The sequence below is a fragment of the Agrobacterium sp. genome (assembly GCF_032092815.1).
Classification (GTDB): Bacteria; Pseudomonadota; Alphaproteobacteria; order Rhizobiales; family Rhizobiaceae; genus Agrobacterium.
The window spans coordinates 21079-34247 of sequence record NZ_DAMDBP010000045.1; the positions used below are offsets into that span (position 1 = coordinate 21079).

At 54.0% G+C, this 13169-nt stretch carries 11 protein-coding genes; 7 read left to right on the plus strand and 4 right to left on the minus strand.

Annotated elements, in window-relative coordinates; translation table 11 throughout:
- Nucleotides 1–54 precede the first annotated feature (54 nt).
- The 3 genes from RT613_RS20040 to RT613_RS20050 form a co-directional block, all read right to left on the minus strand.
- The gene (locus RT613_RS20040; protein ID WP_409558863.1) at nt 55–1422 is read right to left on the minus strand and encodes an AcvB/VirJ family lysyl-phosphatidylglycerol hydrolase; all 1368 of its coding nucleotides are present in this window, start codon (nt 1420–1422) and stop codon (nt 55–57) included.
- The gene (mprF, locus tag RT613_RS20045) at nt 1419–4019 is read right to left on the minus strand and encodes a bifunctional lysylphosphatidylglycerol flippase/synthetase MprF (protein WP_313618146.1); all 2601 of its coding nucleotides are present in this window, start codon (nt 4017–4019) and stop codon (nt 1419–1421) included. The genes RT613_RS20040 and mprF overlap by 4 nt, the downstream gene beginning before the upstream one ends.
- 139 nt (nt 4020–4158) lie before the next feature.
- Entirely contained in the window at nt 4159–5604 is a 1446-nt protein-coding gene (locus RT613_RS20050) for a hypothetical protein (RefSeq protein ID WP_313618147.1), read from the minus strand.
- Nucleotides 5605–6051: 447 nt separating this feature from the next.
- Between RT613_RS20050 and RT613_RS20055 the strand changes: the two genes are divergently transcribed.
- The 5 genes from RT613_RS20055 to RT613_RS20075 all read left to right on the plus strand — a co-directional run bounded on the left by RT613_RS20055 (nt 6052) and on the right by RT613_RS20075 (nt 10745).
- Nucleotides 6052–7362 carry an ABC transporter substrate-binding protein gene (locus RT613_RS20055; RefSeq protein ID WP_313618148.1) on the plus strand — a complete coding sequence of 437 codons (1311 nt, stop codon included), beginning with the start codon at nt 6052–6054 and terminating at the stop codon, nt 7360–7362.
- A gap of 106 nt (nt 7363–7468) precedes the next feature.
- Nucleotides 7469–8350 carry a branched-chain amino acid ABC transporter permease gene (locus RT613_RS20060; protein ID WP_313618149.1) on the plus strand — a complete coding sequence of 294 codons (882 nt, stop codon included), beginning with the start codon at nt 7469–7471 and terminating at the stop codon, nt 8348–8350.
- The gene (locus RT613_RS20065) at nt 8347–9309 is read left to right on the plus strand and encodes a branched-chain amino acid ABC transporter permease (protein ID WP_313618150.1); all 963 of its coding nucleotides are present in this window, start codon (nt 8347–8349) and stop codon (nt 9307–9309) included. Before RT613_RS20060 ends, RT613_RS20065 begins: the two co-directional genes overlap by 4 nt.
- On the plus strand, nt 9297–10043 hold the full coding sequence (locus RT613_RS20070; protein WP_409558864.1) for an ABC transporter ATP-binding protein: 747 nt from the start codon (nt 9297–9299) through the stop codon (nt 10041–10043). Before RT613_RS20065 ends, RT613_RS20070 begins: the two co-directional genes overlap by 13 nt.
- 3 nt (nt 10044–10046) lie before the next feature.
- A complete protein-coding gene (locus tag RT613_RS20075) occupies nt 10047–10745 on the plus strand; it encodes an ABC transporter ATP-binding protein (RefSeq protein WP_313618151.1) in 699 nt (232 codons plus the stop codon).
- A gap of 21 nt (nt 10746–10766) precedes the next feature.
- Here the strand turns inward: RT613_RS20075 and RT613_RS20080 are convergent, their stop codons facing one another.
- Nucleotides 10767–11501: a hypothetical protein gene (locus tag RT613_RS20080; RefSeq protein WP_313618152.1), complete on the minus strand. Its 735-nt coding sequence runs from the start codon at nt 11499–11501 to the stop codon at nt 10767–10769.
- A 403-nt stretch (nt 11502–11904) separates the two neighbouring features.
- Here RT613_RS20080 and RT613_RS20085 point away from each other — a divergent pair, with 403 nt between their 5' ends.
- The gene (locus RT613_RS20085) at nt 11905–12693 is read left to right on the plus strand and encodes an FIST N-terminal domain-containing protein (protein ID WP_313618153.1); all 789 of its coding nucleotides are present in this window, start codon (nt 11905–11907) and stop codon (nt 12691–12693) included.
- Nucleotides 12694–13076: 383 nt separating this feature from the next.
- Nucleotides 13077–13169 (plus strand): helix-turn-helix domain-containing protein (locus RT613_RS23880; RefSeq protein ID WP_409558865.1); only part of this gene is annotated, 93 nt, incomplete at its 3' end.

Sequence of the window (13169 nt, forward strand, 5' to 3'; positions counted from 1 at the left end):
GCTTGGATAAAGCGTATATGAAAACACCGTCATCCTTTTGAGATGACGGTGTTTTCATTTGCCCATGCGGGTTTTCAGCATTGCAAGGATCCGCTGGGCAAGGCCCTCATAGTCACCGTCGAAATGATGGCCCCCATCAAGAGCAATGACGTTGGCACCCAGGCTTTCCAATGCGGGGCAGGCATTATCATCGTCATCCTTGCCGTAGATGCATTGAACCATGCTGGCATCCATTTTCTTGATGTACTCAACCGGATCGCCAGCCGATCCTTCACCCTGAATGCCGAGCCAACCTTCGACGGATACCTTGTAATCAGCCTGATGAGACAGAGCCATCAGTGAGATCATGGGCACACGGCTCTTGTCCTTTTCCGGCAACAAATCATAGATCGCTGGCAAAATATCGGCGCCAAAGGAATAACCGACCAAAAGCACGTGACGGACGCCCCACTGATGCCGGTACGTTTGGATGATGCGCGCGAGATCGTCGGTGGCTTCCTGCGGTTTACGTTCCGACCAGAAGTAACGCAGAGAATCCACTCCGACGACCGGGATACCCTGTTTTTGCAGATAACCACCAAGCTCTTTATCGATATCCCGCCAACCGCCATCACCAGAATAGATAACCGCCATCGTGTCGATTGTCGGTTTTGCGTCGAGAATGGTCAAAGGCAGGTCAAGCGGCTGGTCAGTATCTCCGGCCGCGTCCACACGATCACTCAGCGCCTGCAGCAATGCATCATTTGCCTGCCCGGCAACCTCCTGAATATCGACATCTGAATGTTTGGCCTGCAAGGTTGCAGCATGGTCACGCCCGTCCCTTGGGGCGGCAGGCGACAACAGCACCGTCACTGGCGCCGGAAGGTCCCCATCCGTCAAACCGTAAATGGTTCGATTACCGGAGGTCTGCTTGCTCGCAGGCGTGCAGAGAATTTTCTGCAAAGGAATACCAGCCAACGGATCAACTGCAATCGCTTCGCCAATGGTTGCGGCGGGGCTTTGGGCAATCATTGCCAGAGCCAGTGCGCCACCTTCACCGACACCGGCCAGAATGGGCGGACGGTAGGTTGTTGCCTTGGCTTCACGCTGAACTTCATGCGCCAGTTCCTCGATATCCGAGATCATATAGACGCAGTCACCGTCATCAGCGGCCAGTGCCTTGATGTAAGCTGGAAAATCAATGCCAACAACGGCAGCACCCTTTTCAACCAGGGCTTCTGCCTGTTTCTGTTCTTGATCGTCCCATCCGCCGGCATCGGAAATCAGGAACACATTGGCCTTCACCTCACCATCCGGCAACATGACATGCCCCGGTGGCAACATGCCCATCTGGTAGTTCGGCATTTCCTGGGCTTTTGCCATGTGAGGCAGAACCAGAAGCGTGCAGCCAAAAACAGCCGGGATAAAATGCGATAATCTCATTTGCCGACAACTCCCCTTACACCACCACCAATCAGAAGCGTGACATCCATCAAGGCCAGAGCCGCACCCGCACCGTTTGATACGGCAAGATAGCGCGGTTCCCATTTCGGATGAAACTTGGTCTTGAAAGCTCGCAATCCCTTGAAGTTATAGAATTTTTCGCCGTGTTCAAAAAGTGTACCGCCAATCCAGTCCCAAACCGGCGCGATATCGCGCTTCGACATGCCGGAAAGCGGTGCCATACCCAGATTGAACGTCCGGTATCCCTCATTGCGCATCTGCTCCATGATACTGATGAAAAGGAAGTCCATGGCACCCCGCGGCGCCTCGGGCAGAAACCGCATCAGATCCACCGTCGCTTCCTGTTTGGTGTCCGTCACCATCACAGTGGCAAAAGCGATAATCCTGTCATCCTTCCGCAGCACAGCGACTGGCTGGGACAGGACATAGTCGTCTGAAAAGGCACCAAGCGAGAAGGTTTTTTCGCGGGTATTGTGGTGGGCAAGCCAGGCGTCCGAGACACCGCGCAGATCGTCCAGCACCAGCCTTGCCTCATCCGGCATCAACAGACTGAACGCCAGCCCGTCGCGGGTGCCGCGATTGAGAGCCTGGCGCAATCCGGAAAGCCTGCTTCCCTTGAGATCGAACTTCTCAAGGTCAACAATGGCAAGCTCACCAAGTTTGAAGGCACGAAGCCCGGCATCGGCGCAATAAGACAGCAATTTGGGAGAAACCTGATAAAAACAGGCCCGCCCACCGGCGGCACGCGCCGTTTCAACAAATTGCCAGACCAGTTCCGACATCTCCGCCTCGTCACCGATTGGGTCTGTGAGGCCAATCCAAGAGCGTCCCTGAATGCCATACATGATGAAGGCGTTACCGTTTTGCGAAAACATGATGCGTTTATCCGCCATGCGCACCAGATTGGCATCGGCCATATCCTGCTTTTGCGCGACTGTGACAGCACGGTCGAGGTCGTCATTGCCGGATACTTCAGGCCTGTAGGTTACGGGACGCAACAGACTGAAAATCGCAAGCGCGCTTGAGGTTAGCACAAGTCCCAGCAAGGCGCGAAGACTGCGAGGCGCTTCTTCAGAGAATTCGAATTCCCACCAGAGCGCGTGGCTGTATTGAGTATCGCGATAGACGAAAAACAGGATTGTCGCAGCACCGGCAACGAGGATTGCGATTGCTGACAACCAGGCTGGCCCCATGGTCATGCGCAACAATGAGGCATGGCGGGTAAATTCACCCGCACTCACCAACATGACCGCGATAAAGACGCCGAGGAACATCGCCTCGAAGACGGCAACAGCTTTCAGCAACGACAGAACAAGCGCTGCCGATGCAGCAATAATGCCAACCCACCAGGCTCCATCCAGCCGCTGGCCGATACCGCGCGAGGCGACCACCAGTCCAAGCCCGAGAATACTGGACAGGAAATGCGCCGCTTCCACAATCGGCAGCGGCAAAATGCTCGACAGAAAATCGAGATTATCATCCGGTGTTGGCGTCACGCTCGAAAAAATCAGCATCGCGCCGACGATCAACGCCAGTGTTGAAAGGAGTGATGGTGCAAGCCGCACGGTAATCTGGCCGATATCCGCAAACAGCGGTCTTGCCGCAAGTTGCCGGATTTCACTGGCGACCAATAGAATGGTGGCCAACAACAAGGGCATGACGTGATAGATGATCCGGTAGAGAACAAGGCTGCCGAGCAGCGTATCAACGTCAATGGCATTGCCAAGGCCGGCAATCATCACCGTTTCGAACACGCCCAACCCTGCAGGTACATGGCTGAGAACCCCAAGCCCGACCGCCGTTGCAAAAATGGCAAAAAAAGATGGCCAGCCGACATGGGTATCGGGCAGCAGCACGTAAAGTGCCGTTGCTGTTGCGGCGATATCAAAAGCCGACACCAGAAACTGGCGTGAGGCCGTGCGCGTATCTGGCAGGCGCAGTTTCAGCCGACCAATGCTGACGATACGGCCACCCCGGGCAGCGACAAACAACGCCACCATCACACAGACAACGACTAGGGCGCCCAGACGCAACCAAATGGGATCGAGATCAACGATGGTGGCGACACGCGGGGCGACCATCAACAGCGAAAGAGCTGTCACCGCAAGAAGGCCCAAACCAAATGCCAGGGTCACGAAGGCAATAATGCGGCCAATTTCGCCGGGGTTCAGGCCAAGCCGGGAATAGGCACGAAAGCGGATGGCTCCACCACTCAACGCGCCAAAACCGGCTGTATTACCGATGGCATAGGCGCTGAATGCGGTTATGGCTACAGTCGGCAATGGCAGTTTTTTGCCAATATAGTCGATGGCATTCACATCATAACAAATCAGCGCAATAAAGCTTAAACCTGTAAACAGGACCGCAAGCGCAATCGAGGTCCAGCTGGTGTTGACCAGTGCCGCCTCCACCTCATCATACCGAACTTCGGCGGTCAGGTGATAGATGGCGAAGGCCGTCAGCGCGAACACCGCGATAATGGCAAACGACGTGAGATAGGGTTTGAAGCGGATGAGAAATGCCCAGAGCGCGGAGGAAGCGGGCAGCTGTTCAGGCACTTGTTCTTGTGCAGGCATGGAACACCGAATTGCCGTTCAGGATATGGTCAAGGTAGCAGGAAATATCGCGCCGAAAAGCTCGGTGGATGTGCTGCAATGCGCACGAATAAAGGCGGAATAACGGCGTTGTTTTACGCCGACCTTACGACCAAACGCATCAACCGACGGAGGGCGTCGACAATAGCCACAAGCCGAAGACCGTATAAAACACCATCAGGGCTGCCAGCAATAGCTGCGAGACCACGGTTTTTCCCGCGCCGCCAAAGTGATCGAGCGCAATTGAATGCGCAAGCACGATGCCAACCACATGTCCGATAACGATGATTGCCGTCTGAGCCATCCAGATAAACCTGACATCATCGATATTCTGCAAAAAGGATGTCGTGACATGCCAATGGGACATACCAAGCAGGTTCCATCCCAAGGCAAACGGATCAGACATCATGACGAGCAGATATTGTCCGTTCACCAGAAGCAAGGTGAGATAATGCGCCGCATGAAACGCAATCGAAATCGGTATGATGGAATAGACAAGACGCCCACTCAGAGTCTTGAAGCCAGCCACCTGCCGTTCCCCACTGAGCCACGCCCCCGCTACTGTTGCCATATAAAACAACGATATGAGGAGGACCGGTGATACGGCAAGTCCCAGCGTATTGGCAAACATCACCCCACTTCTGCCGGGAAACTCAAGCGGGTTTACGCCAATAAAACCAAGCCACGTGAATGTTTCTGAAAATCCGTCGAACGATGCTGTGGCCAATGTCAGCAGCATGAAAACAACGCCGCTTGGCGGCAATGGTTCAGCCTTCAGGCACCGTTGCCCCGGCCAGGTGCAGACGAGAACATCGCGTGTGCCCGCGCGGAGAATGGCAAAGGGCGATACCATGCCGATCATTCGGAAAAAGACGGAAAAGGGCTCCGCCCTGTCCAGCCAGGCCCTTTCCCCAAACAGCAGGATGCCTGCAAAATTAACCAGCCAATAGATGATGATAGCCATGGCAAGTCTTGGCGGATCATCTGGGGCCAGTGAACCCAGCTCGAACCAGGCAAAGGCCGAAAATTGCAAGATGGCCGGCGTGAAGCCAAGACAAAGAGGCAAGCCCAAATACTGCCTTTTCCCGAAACCGGCTCTTAAAACCTGACGCATGACGGCGACGAGGCCTGTCCAAGGATTAAGCCATGGCCAGAGATTGCCGGTTAAGACTTGCAGCAGAGTGAACCCCACCCACCACCCCGTCCAGATGATGAGCGGCAAAGGGTTGCTGAGCGGATCCGATGGCGCAATGAAGCCCGCAAGCACACATGACGCCAACACAATAAAGGACAGGCAACTCAACGGCACCTTGGGAACAGAAAATGATGGTGCCAACCTGATGAAACGGCCATGCCCTTTTTCAAACCAGTCTGCGGGGACAACGGCCAGCAACAGGAATGATAACAACACCGCCAGCGCCCCGCCCGTCTGGTAAAAGCCCGTTGGCAATAACATCACCAGCCCACGTTCTGCCCCGTGGGCGTGCGCTTCCGCGGTCAGGACCAGAAGGATTGGGACACTGATGAGAGATTTCAGGCTAAAGCCCTTTCCCTGGTGTCGAAACATGTCTCCCCCAATCCGTCCAGTGTCATTGCCGACTCGACCGTCATCTTACGCGCTGGCACTGTGTCGGCAGTACCAAATTCACATGAAAAGCCCTGAAAACCCGAATAGCTGGAAGAAACCGCCAGAAGCAACTTTCGAGAGTTAATACAGTTTGTGCTTCAAACGATTGAGAATGAAAAAATGCGACATTTCATGGTCATTCTGCGCCAAATCTGAAATGTTCTGTTTACGTGGGCAACAGCTGTTGTCATAACATGACGCAAGTCAGTTTCCTTACTTGCCGCCACGGTCCGACAGGGGAGAATTGTCACCGTTCGTATGCCATCAGGAATACGAGTACGCTTGAAAGCGGCAAATTCATACAATCAACGCGAGCCACAATGCGCGGCAGATAAGCTGCGCATTGCGTGGTCAATATTTGTATCATTTGCCTGAGAGGGGAATTTCATGCCCGGCAAAATCATCAAACCTGACAATACCATCATCACCCGCCGTTCGACCCTGCTTGGAATGGGCGCAGCCGTCGGCGCAGGCCTTGCAGCAAGCGCTGCACCGGGCTTTGTACGTTACGCGCAGGCGCAAACATCCGAGCCAATCAAGATCGGCATGCAACTGCACCGCACCGGTATTGGCGCATCCTATGGCCGCTGGTACGAGCGCGTTGCCAAGGCCGCTGCCAAAATCATCAATGACGAAGGCGGCATCAACGGACGCCCGCTGGAAATTGTCATCGAGGATGACGGTACAGATGCCAAACGCGGCGCCGAAGTGGTCGAAAAATTTGCCACCCAGCACAAGGTCGACGCTGTCTACGGCACGCTGTTTTCACATGTTGTCATCGGCTCTGCCCCGCGCGCCGGCGAGCTGAAAATGCCTTATATTGTGGTTTCGGAAGGTTACCATGTCGCCTCCGGCAACCTAAACCGCTATTGCTTCCAGCCGTGCATTACCGATGTGCGCAGCCAGGTAACGGCTATGGCACCATGGGTTTCACAAAACCTCGGTAAAAAGGCCACCATGATCTTCCCAGATTACGCCTTTGGTCATGATCACCGTGACTATTTCTCGGCTGCGATGAAGGCGCAGGGCGGCGAGATCGTTGAGATGATTGCCATTCCGCCGACAGAAACCTCCTTCACGCGTTATTTGCCACGCATCCCGTCAGACACTGAAGTGCTGTACCACGTCATGGTCGGCCCATCCGTCTTGACCTTCGTGACCGAACTTGGCCAGTTCTACGGTTCGCAACGCCCTGAGATTTTCGGTTTCATCGACAGCCTTGAAGCCGTTGACCTTGCGACACCACAACTTTCCTATCTCGATGGAACCTATTTCTGGGAAGGCATGCCGCGGTATGCCCAGAAAGACCAAAGCGAATGGGACAAGTTCTATCGCAATGCCATTGGCATCGATGACAATGGCGCCAGTACCAGCGACGCCAAGGACATTTCGACCTATGCCCACATGTTCGGCTGCTGGGAAACCCTTTTCGTGATCAAGCAGGCCATGGAAACGGCTGGCTATCGCGGGCCTCAGGACAAGGCTGCCTTCATTGAAGCCATGGAATCTTTCGAGAAATTCGATGAAGGTCGTGATCATCCACAAGGTGACAAGGTCTTTAACGGCAAGAACCACCAGTGCTATGGTCACCAGTACATCTCAAAGGTGGAGAACGGCAAACTCAATGTGGTGCACAAGACCTCGATTGAGGATGGCGCCTACGAAGTAACGGCCGACTACACCAAGATGTCACTCTGATTTTCAGATTAACTCAATTTGAGATAATAATCTTTATTTGAAATGATTCAGCGCCTTACGTAAGCAATGGCGCTGAATTCCTTTTCAAGGTCGGCGGGAGCACATCTTGGCATTTGGTCCATTTTTGTTGTTGGCAACACTGGAGGGTCTGCTGCAGGCAGCCGTGCTGACACTGACAGCGCTTGGTCTTTCGCTCGTCTTCGGCGTCATGCGGGTGGTCAATGTTGCACATGGTGAATTCTTCATGCTCGGCGCCGTTGTGGCATGGTGGGTAACCTCCATGCTTGGTCTGCCGCCCGCACTGGGGTTTGTGGCAGCGCTGCTGATCAGTCCCTTGGTCGTTGGGGCCGTTGCCTATGCCGGTGAACGGCTCGTCTTGCGGCGCTTGTCTTACAATCCCGAAGCGACAATCGTCGCAACGATCGGCATGCTCTATATCATCCAGCAAACGGTCCTGCTGACCTATGGGCCAGATGCCCGTCCGGTGACAGCGCCATTCTATTATCGCCTGCAACTGCCGTGGTTTGGATATTCAGCCTACAATCTGTTCGTCATATTTGCGGCCGTCATTGTCCTGATTGCCACCTGGTTCATTCTGACCCGGACCAAAATCGGCCTCATCATGCGCGCCACACAATTCGACAGTGAGACTGCGCAGGCCTTTGGCATTCCGATCGGCAAGGTCTACGGACTTGTTTTCGCCGCCGGCGCCATGCTGGCGGCCATTGCTGCGGTGCTGATCGTCCCGATCAGGCAGGCCCATTACCTCATGGGCCTTGATCCTCTTCTTCTGTCCTTCATCGTTGTCATCATCGGTGGCCTTGGCAGCATTCGTGGCACTGTTGTTGCCGCGCTGGTTATTGGCCTGAGCGACGGCATTATCTCGATGTTCTTTTCGCCCACACTTGCCAAAATGCTGTCCACCCTTTTGGTTGCACTTGTTCTGGTGTTTAAGCCTGAAGGACTTTTTGGGGCGAAACAACGATGAGAGCCTCAAATTCGATCAAAGTCGTGCTGTTGCACGTCGCAGTCATCGCAGCCTTTTTCGCCCTGCAATTTGTTCTGCCGGAATATCACCACCTTGCAATGACCCGCGTCATGGTGCTGGCGATCTTTGCCATGGGGTACAATCTGCTGTTTGGCTACACCGGCCTGCTCAGCCTTGGTCACGCGCTGTTTTTTGCAAGCGGTCTTTATGGTGCGGGCCTCGCCGCCTATCACTTGGAATGGAGCATTCCGGCAGCCTTCTTGACAGGCATTTTTGCCGGTTTTGCCGTGTCGCTGGTGATTGGGCTGATATCGCTGCGCACCACCGGAGTTGCCTTCATGATTGTCACCATGATGTTTGCGCAGGTTGCCTATCTCGCCAGCATGTATTTCTCACAGTGGACGCGCGGTGAGGAAGGGCTTGTTCTGCCGCAATCGGCCCGCAGTTTCGAACTGCTTGGCGCAACCTTCGATCTGACAAATGCCAGTACACGTTACAATCTGGCCTTTGTGCTGATGACACTGGCACTTGTGATCTGTTTTGTTGTGGTGCGCAGTTCGGTAGGGCGCGCAATGATTGCCGTGCGTGAAAATGAACCCCGCACGCTGATGCTGGGATATGACACCTTCCGTTTGAAGCTGCTGGCCTTGGTTCTCTCCGGCTCACTGTCGGCCATGGCCGGCGCCACCTATGCACTGCTTTTTGCCTATATCGGCTCGTCTTTCGCCTCGATCCAATACTCCATCGAAGCATTGCTGTTCACCCTGCTCGGCGGAGGCGGCACCATTCTCGGCCCGCTGCTAGGCACCGTTGCGATGTTCTACATGATCGACATCACAAGCAATTATACCGCAGCGTACATGCTAGCGACTGGACTTATGCTGGTGTTTCTCGTTCTGTTTTTCCCTCGAGGTATCCTGGGAAGCATTCGTGAAAGGTGGTTGAAATGGCTGCCATGACGCTGCTTTCTACGCAAAACCTGACACGGCGGTTCGGTGGCCTTACGGCCGTCAACTCTGTGGAATTCGAAATCCACCAAGGCGAAATTCACGCTCTGATCGGCCCCAATGGTGCAGGTAAAACCACATTTGTGTCTCTCTTATCGGGACGAATAGAACCCACAAGCGGCAAGATCATTTTTACCGGACAAGACATTACCGCGCTGCCGGCATTTGAGCGGGTGCGGCTTGGAATTGCCTATACATTCCAGATCACCAGCATTTATTCGAACCTCAGCGTCTACGACAATGTCGCCCTTGCTGCACAGACGGCACAACGTCGGAATACTGGACTGTTTGGCCGCATCGACACCAGTGCCCTGTCAAAAGAGGTTCATGCCATTCTTGAAAAGGTTGGTCTTGGCACATATGCCGATGAAGCTGGCGGCGCATTGGCTTACGGTCATCAGCGATTGCTGGAAGTTGCCATGGGGCTGGCCTTGCAGCCAAAACTCCTGATTCTGGATGAGCCGACACAGGGGCTGTCAGATATGGAAATCGCCAATTTCTGCGAGCTAGTGAAAACCGTGTCCGGTGAGGTGACCACTCTGCTGATCGAACACAACATGGATGTCGTCATGCAGCTTGCGGACAGGATTACCGTTTTGAACCACGGTGAAGTGCTGGCAACAGGAACACCGGATGACATTCGCAGCAACAGTGCAGTCCAAACCGCCTATCTGGGAGGACACTGAACCATGCTGACCCTTCGCGATCTCAATGTCTATCACGGCAGCAGCCACACGTTAAAAGACGTCTCTTTCTCGCTCGAACAGGGTGAAGTGCTTTGCCTTTTTGGGAGAAATGGTGCCGGAAAAACGACGACACTCAAGGCCATCATGGGGCTGCTGCCCACTCACTCCGGCACCGTGGCGCTGGACGCTGTCGAACTGAATGCCCTGCCCGCGCACGAAGTGCCGAAACGCGGCATTGGTTACGTCCCGCAAGGCAGACGCCTGTTTGCAGAGCTGACCGTCGCGGAAAATCTGGAAATCGGGCTGATGACCCGAAAAACCGATCGGCGGATTCTTGACGAGGTGTTCAGTCTGTTTCCGGTGCTGAAAGAACGTTTATCTCAGGTGTCCGGCACCCTCTCCGGCGGTGAACAACAGATGCTGGCCATGGGCCGCGCGCTTTGCATCGACCCGTCCGTTGTGTTGCTGGATGAGCCGACAGAAGGCCTGATGCCATCGATGATCGCAACCATTCGTGACGTCATCCTCGAACTGAAAAAAAGCGGCAAAGCAGTGTTTCTGGTCGAACAGCGCATAGATGCGGTTCTGGCAGTGGCCGACCGTGTCTGTTTCATCGAAAACGGCGCGGTAAAAGCAGTGATGCAAACCGAAGCGCTGCGCGCTGACCCCGCACTCTTCAAGCAATATGCCGGCGTTGTTTGAACCCAACACCGGCACTCCACATCATTCGGCCTCAAGCACGAAGGTTTTTCCGTCCAGCAGGATTTCAAACCGGGCTGGCTCGGCAATTCGAACAGCACCGCACAAGGTACCCGTGGTGACCACCTGCCCCTTGCGCAGGAAGCCAAGCGGGGCTGCAGCGCTATTGGCATAAGCCAGAACACCCGCAACAGGGTCTATATCCTGGTGGCTTGAAGGCGCATCGTAAAGCGTTGCGCCGTTGGCCAAAACCTTTAGAGGCGCATCGAAAGCCAGATCTTGCAGAATGCCGCGCGATAGCTCAGGCCCAACAGCGTAAGAAATGTTGCTCAAACTATCTGCAAGACCCAGCGGGAAAATGCCACCTGCGCCACCTTCGTAACGGCTGCGCACGAATTCTGCGCCGATTGAAACCTTGCCGATTGCCGCTACAACCTCATCACGTGTCCATGGTTCCACGCGTGGTGCCAGATCGCTCTGCAGCGTGAAAGCCAGTTCCACCTCAAGTACAATACCGTCTACGTACCGATATTTGTTGTCGTGAATGACAGAAAAAAGCGGAGCGCTGAATGTTCCATCTGCCCGTTTCGACAGTTTGAAACCCTCCAACGGACGGCCGGAACGCTGAAAAACCTCTGCCTGAACCCTATAGGCTTCCTCAATATCAAGCGGAGCAATGGTGCCTCTGTCGAGGCTCTGGCCTGTCGTCATGGCATTAAAGAGAACGCCAGCCAGAGAAGAACTATCAACAGTCGTCATATGAGCATGTCCTGAATTTTAAATATCAACAAGGGAAATGGCATTCAATTTAAGGCCTCAAACGACTGTATCGACAGCGCGTCTGAACGCTTGGTCCTCCCACTCCTCGACACCACAATAAACAGTCAATCGGCGTCAGCACAACACATGCTTTGCGCGTCACACCGCAATCGTCAACAAGTCCGGCGAACCATGTTCAAACAACTGGACATAATGTGGAAACAGGTACTTAAGCCTAATGTGAAGTCGGCTAAAACTATACCGCGCATTTACTTTAGCACAACAAGATAGACGCAATGCCACACGCAGCAGCGTGGCTGTGCATCCTGCCCATGAAAGGCAACACCCCGCTGAATGAATTGGCGATACAGCATTGATGAGATTAGGCTTGCGGGAGAGCGGCATGGACAAGGTCAGCAGCTACACAGCCAATCACCACGATACGATAGCCGCTTTGGCGTTGTTGGCCGAGCAATTGCAAAACCCCGACAACGGAAACGGTCTGGTGATCACTTTTTATGGTTGTGATCACAATGGCATTCTTATTGACGCTTTTTTACAGGAAAATTTCTCTGACAAAGCGATCATAGGCGGCAGCTCTTCCGGTGGACTGATAACCGAAAGTGGCTTTCACGATCAAGACACGATCAGGCTTCTGGTTCTTGACGATGAAGCCGGCGACTACGGTGTGGCCGACGGTGTCTTCGATGATGATGATCCCGAGCAACTGGCAGAAAGAGTTCTGACCCAGGCACTGGACAATTGCGATTGTACTGGACAGCTCCCGGAACTGATCTGGCTTTACCAGACACCGGGACATGAAGAAGCCGTGATGCGAGGCTTGCGCAATGTCGTTGGCGATCATTGCCCAATCATCGGTGGAACGGCAGCGGATAATGACGTGAGCGGCCAGTGGCACCTGTTGGGTCCGCGCGGGGTGATCAAAAACGGTCTGGTCATTGCCGTCATGTTTCCCTCCTCCCCAATCGGTTTTGCATTTCAGGGCGGTTACGAACCATCGGACCCACAGGGTACCATCACCGGCATCGGATATCATAGCGCCGGCGAAAGCGGCGTTGTTTCCGATGGCGCGGGACGCGATGTGCTGACGATTGATGGCGCTGCTGGAGAGAGAAACGTCCAACGTATTGTTCGAGAAATGGGCGGTTTCGAAAGCCTTTCATTGAAATGATAAAAAACGTCTTTGAGGGCGGAGATGATGACGGTCTCCGCTTCCAGGAGCATACCTTTCACGGCTCGCGTTGCTTTTCATGAATCTGTCCGCCTTTTTGGGGGTGACCTGGATGGAGAAAATGTCAGTGCGCGATAGTGCCCAAACAGATAAACCGAAGTGGAAGCGTCGCACAAAACATGCCGCCTCACAGGGAGGGACGGAACTACAGAGAGGCGTCCTTAACGGTGTTCATTATGCACAATACTATATAGATTCCCTTTGCTTATGCACCTTCCGACATAACAAATTGCAAGCGATGGAGTTATGTCTTATTATACATACAAACATACCTCTATGCAGAATTCGATATAAAGATGAATTACGAGGCAAAAAAAATCACAATGGCTCTCCGCGAGGCACGCCTCACCAAAGGCATGACCCAGACCGAATTGAGTAAGCTGTCAGGCATTCCACAGGCTCAAATCTCTCGGCTT

Excerpts from the sequence above, each read along its gene's own strand:
- RT613_RS20040 (WP_409558863.1), bottom strand. The coding sequence starts at position 1,422 with ATGAGATTATCGCATTTTATCCCGGCTGTTTTTGGCTGCACGCTTCTG.
- RT613_RS20080 (WP_313618152.1), bottom strand. The coding sequence starts at position 11,501 with ATGACGACTGTTGATAGTTCTTCTCTGGCTGGCGTTCTCTTTAATGCC.
- RT613_RS20085 (WP_313618153.1), top strand. The coding sequence starts at position 11,905 with ATGGACAAGGTCAGCAGCTACACAGCCAATCACCACGATACGATAGCC.
- RT613_RS20055 (WP_313618148.1), top strand. The coding sequence starts at position 6,052 with ATGCCCGGCAAAATCATCAAACCTGACAATACCATCATCACCCGCCGT.
- mprF (WP_313618146.1), bottom strand. The coding sequence starts at position 4,019 with ATGCCTGCACAAGAACAAGTGCCTGAACAGCTGCCCGCTTCCTCCGCG.
- RT613_RS20075 (WP_313618151.1), top strand. The coding sequence starts at position 10,047 with ATGCTGACCCTTCGCGATCTCAATGTCTATCACGGCAGCAGCCACACG.
- RT613_RS20050 (WP_313618147.1), bottom strand. The coding sequence starts at position 5,604 with ATGTTTCGACACCAGGGAAAGGGCTTTAGCCTGAAATCTCTCATCAGT.
- RT613_RS20065 (WP_313618150.1), top strand. The coding sequence starts at position 8,347 with ATGAGAGCCTCAAATTCGATCAAAGTCGTGCTGTTGCACGTCGCAGTC.
- RT613_RS20070 (WP_409558864.1), top strand. The coding sequence starts at position 9,297 with ATGGCTGCCATGACGCTGCTTTCTACGCAAAACCTGACACGGCGGTTC.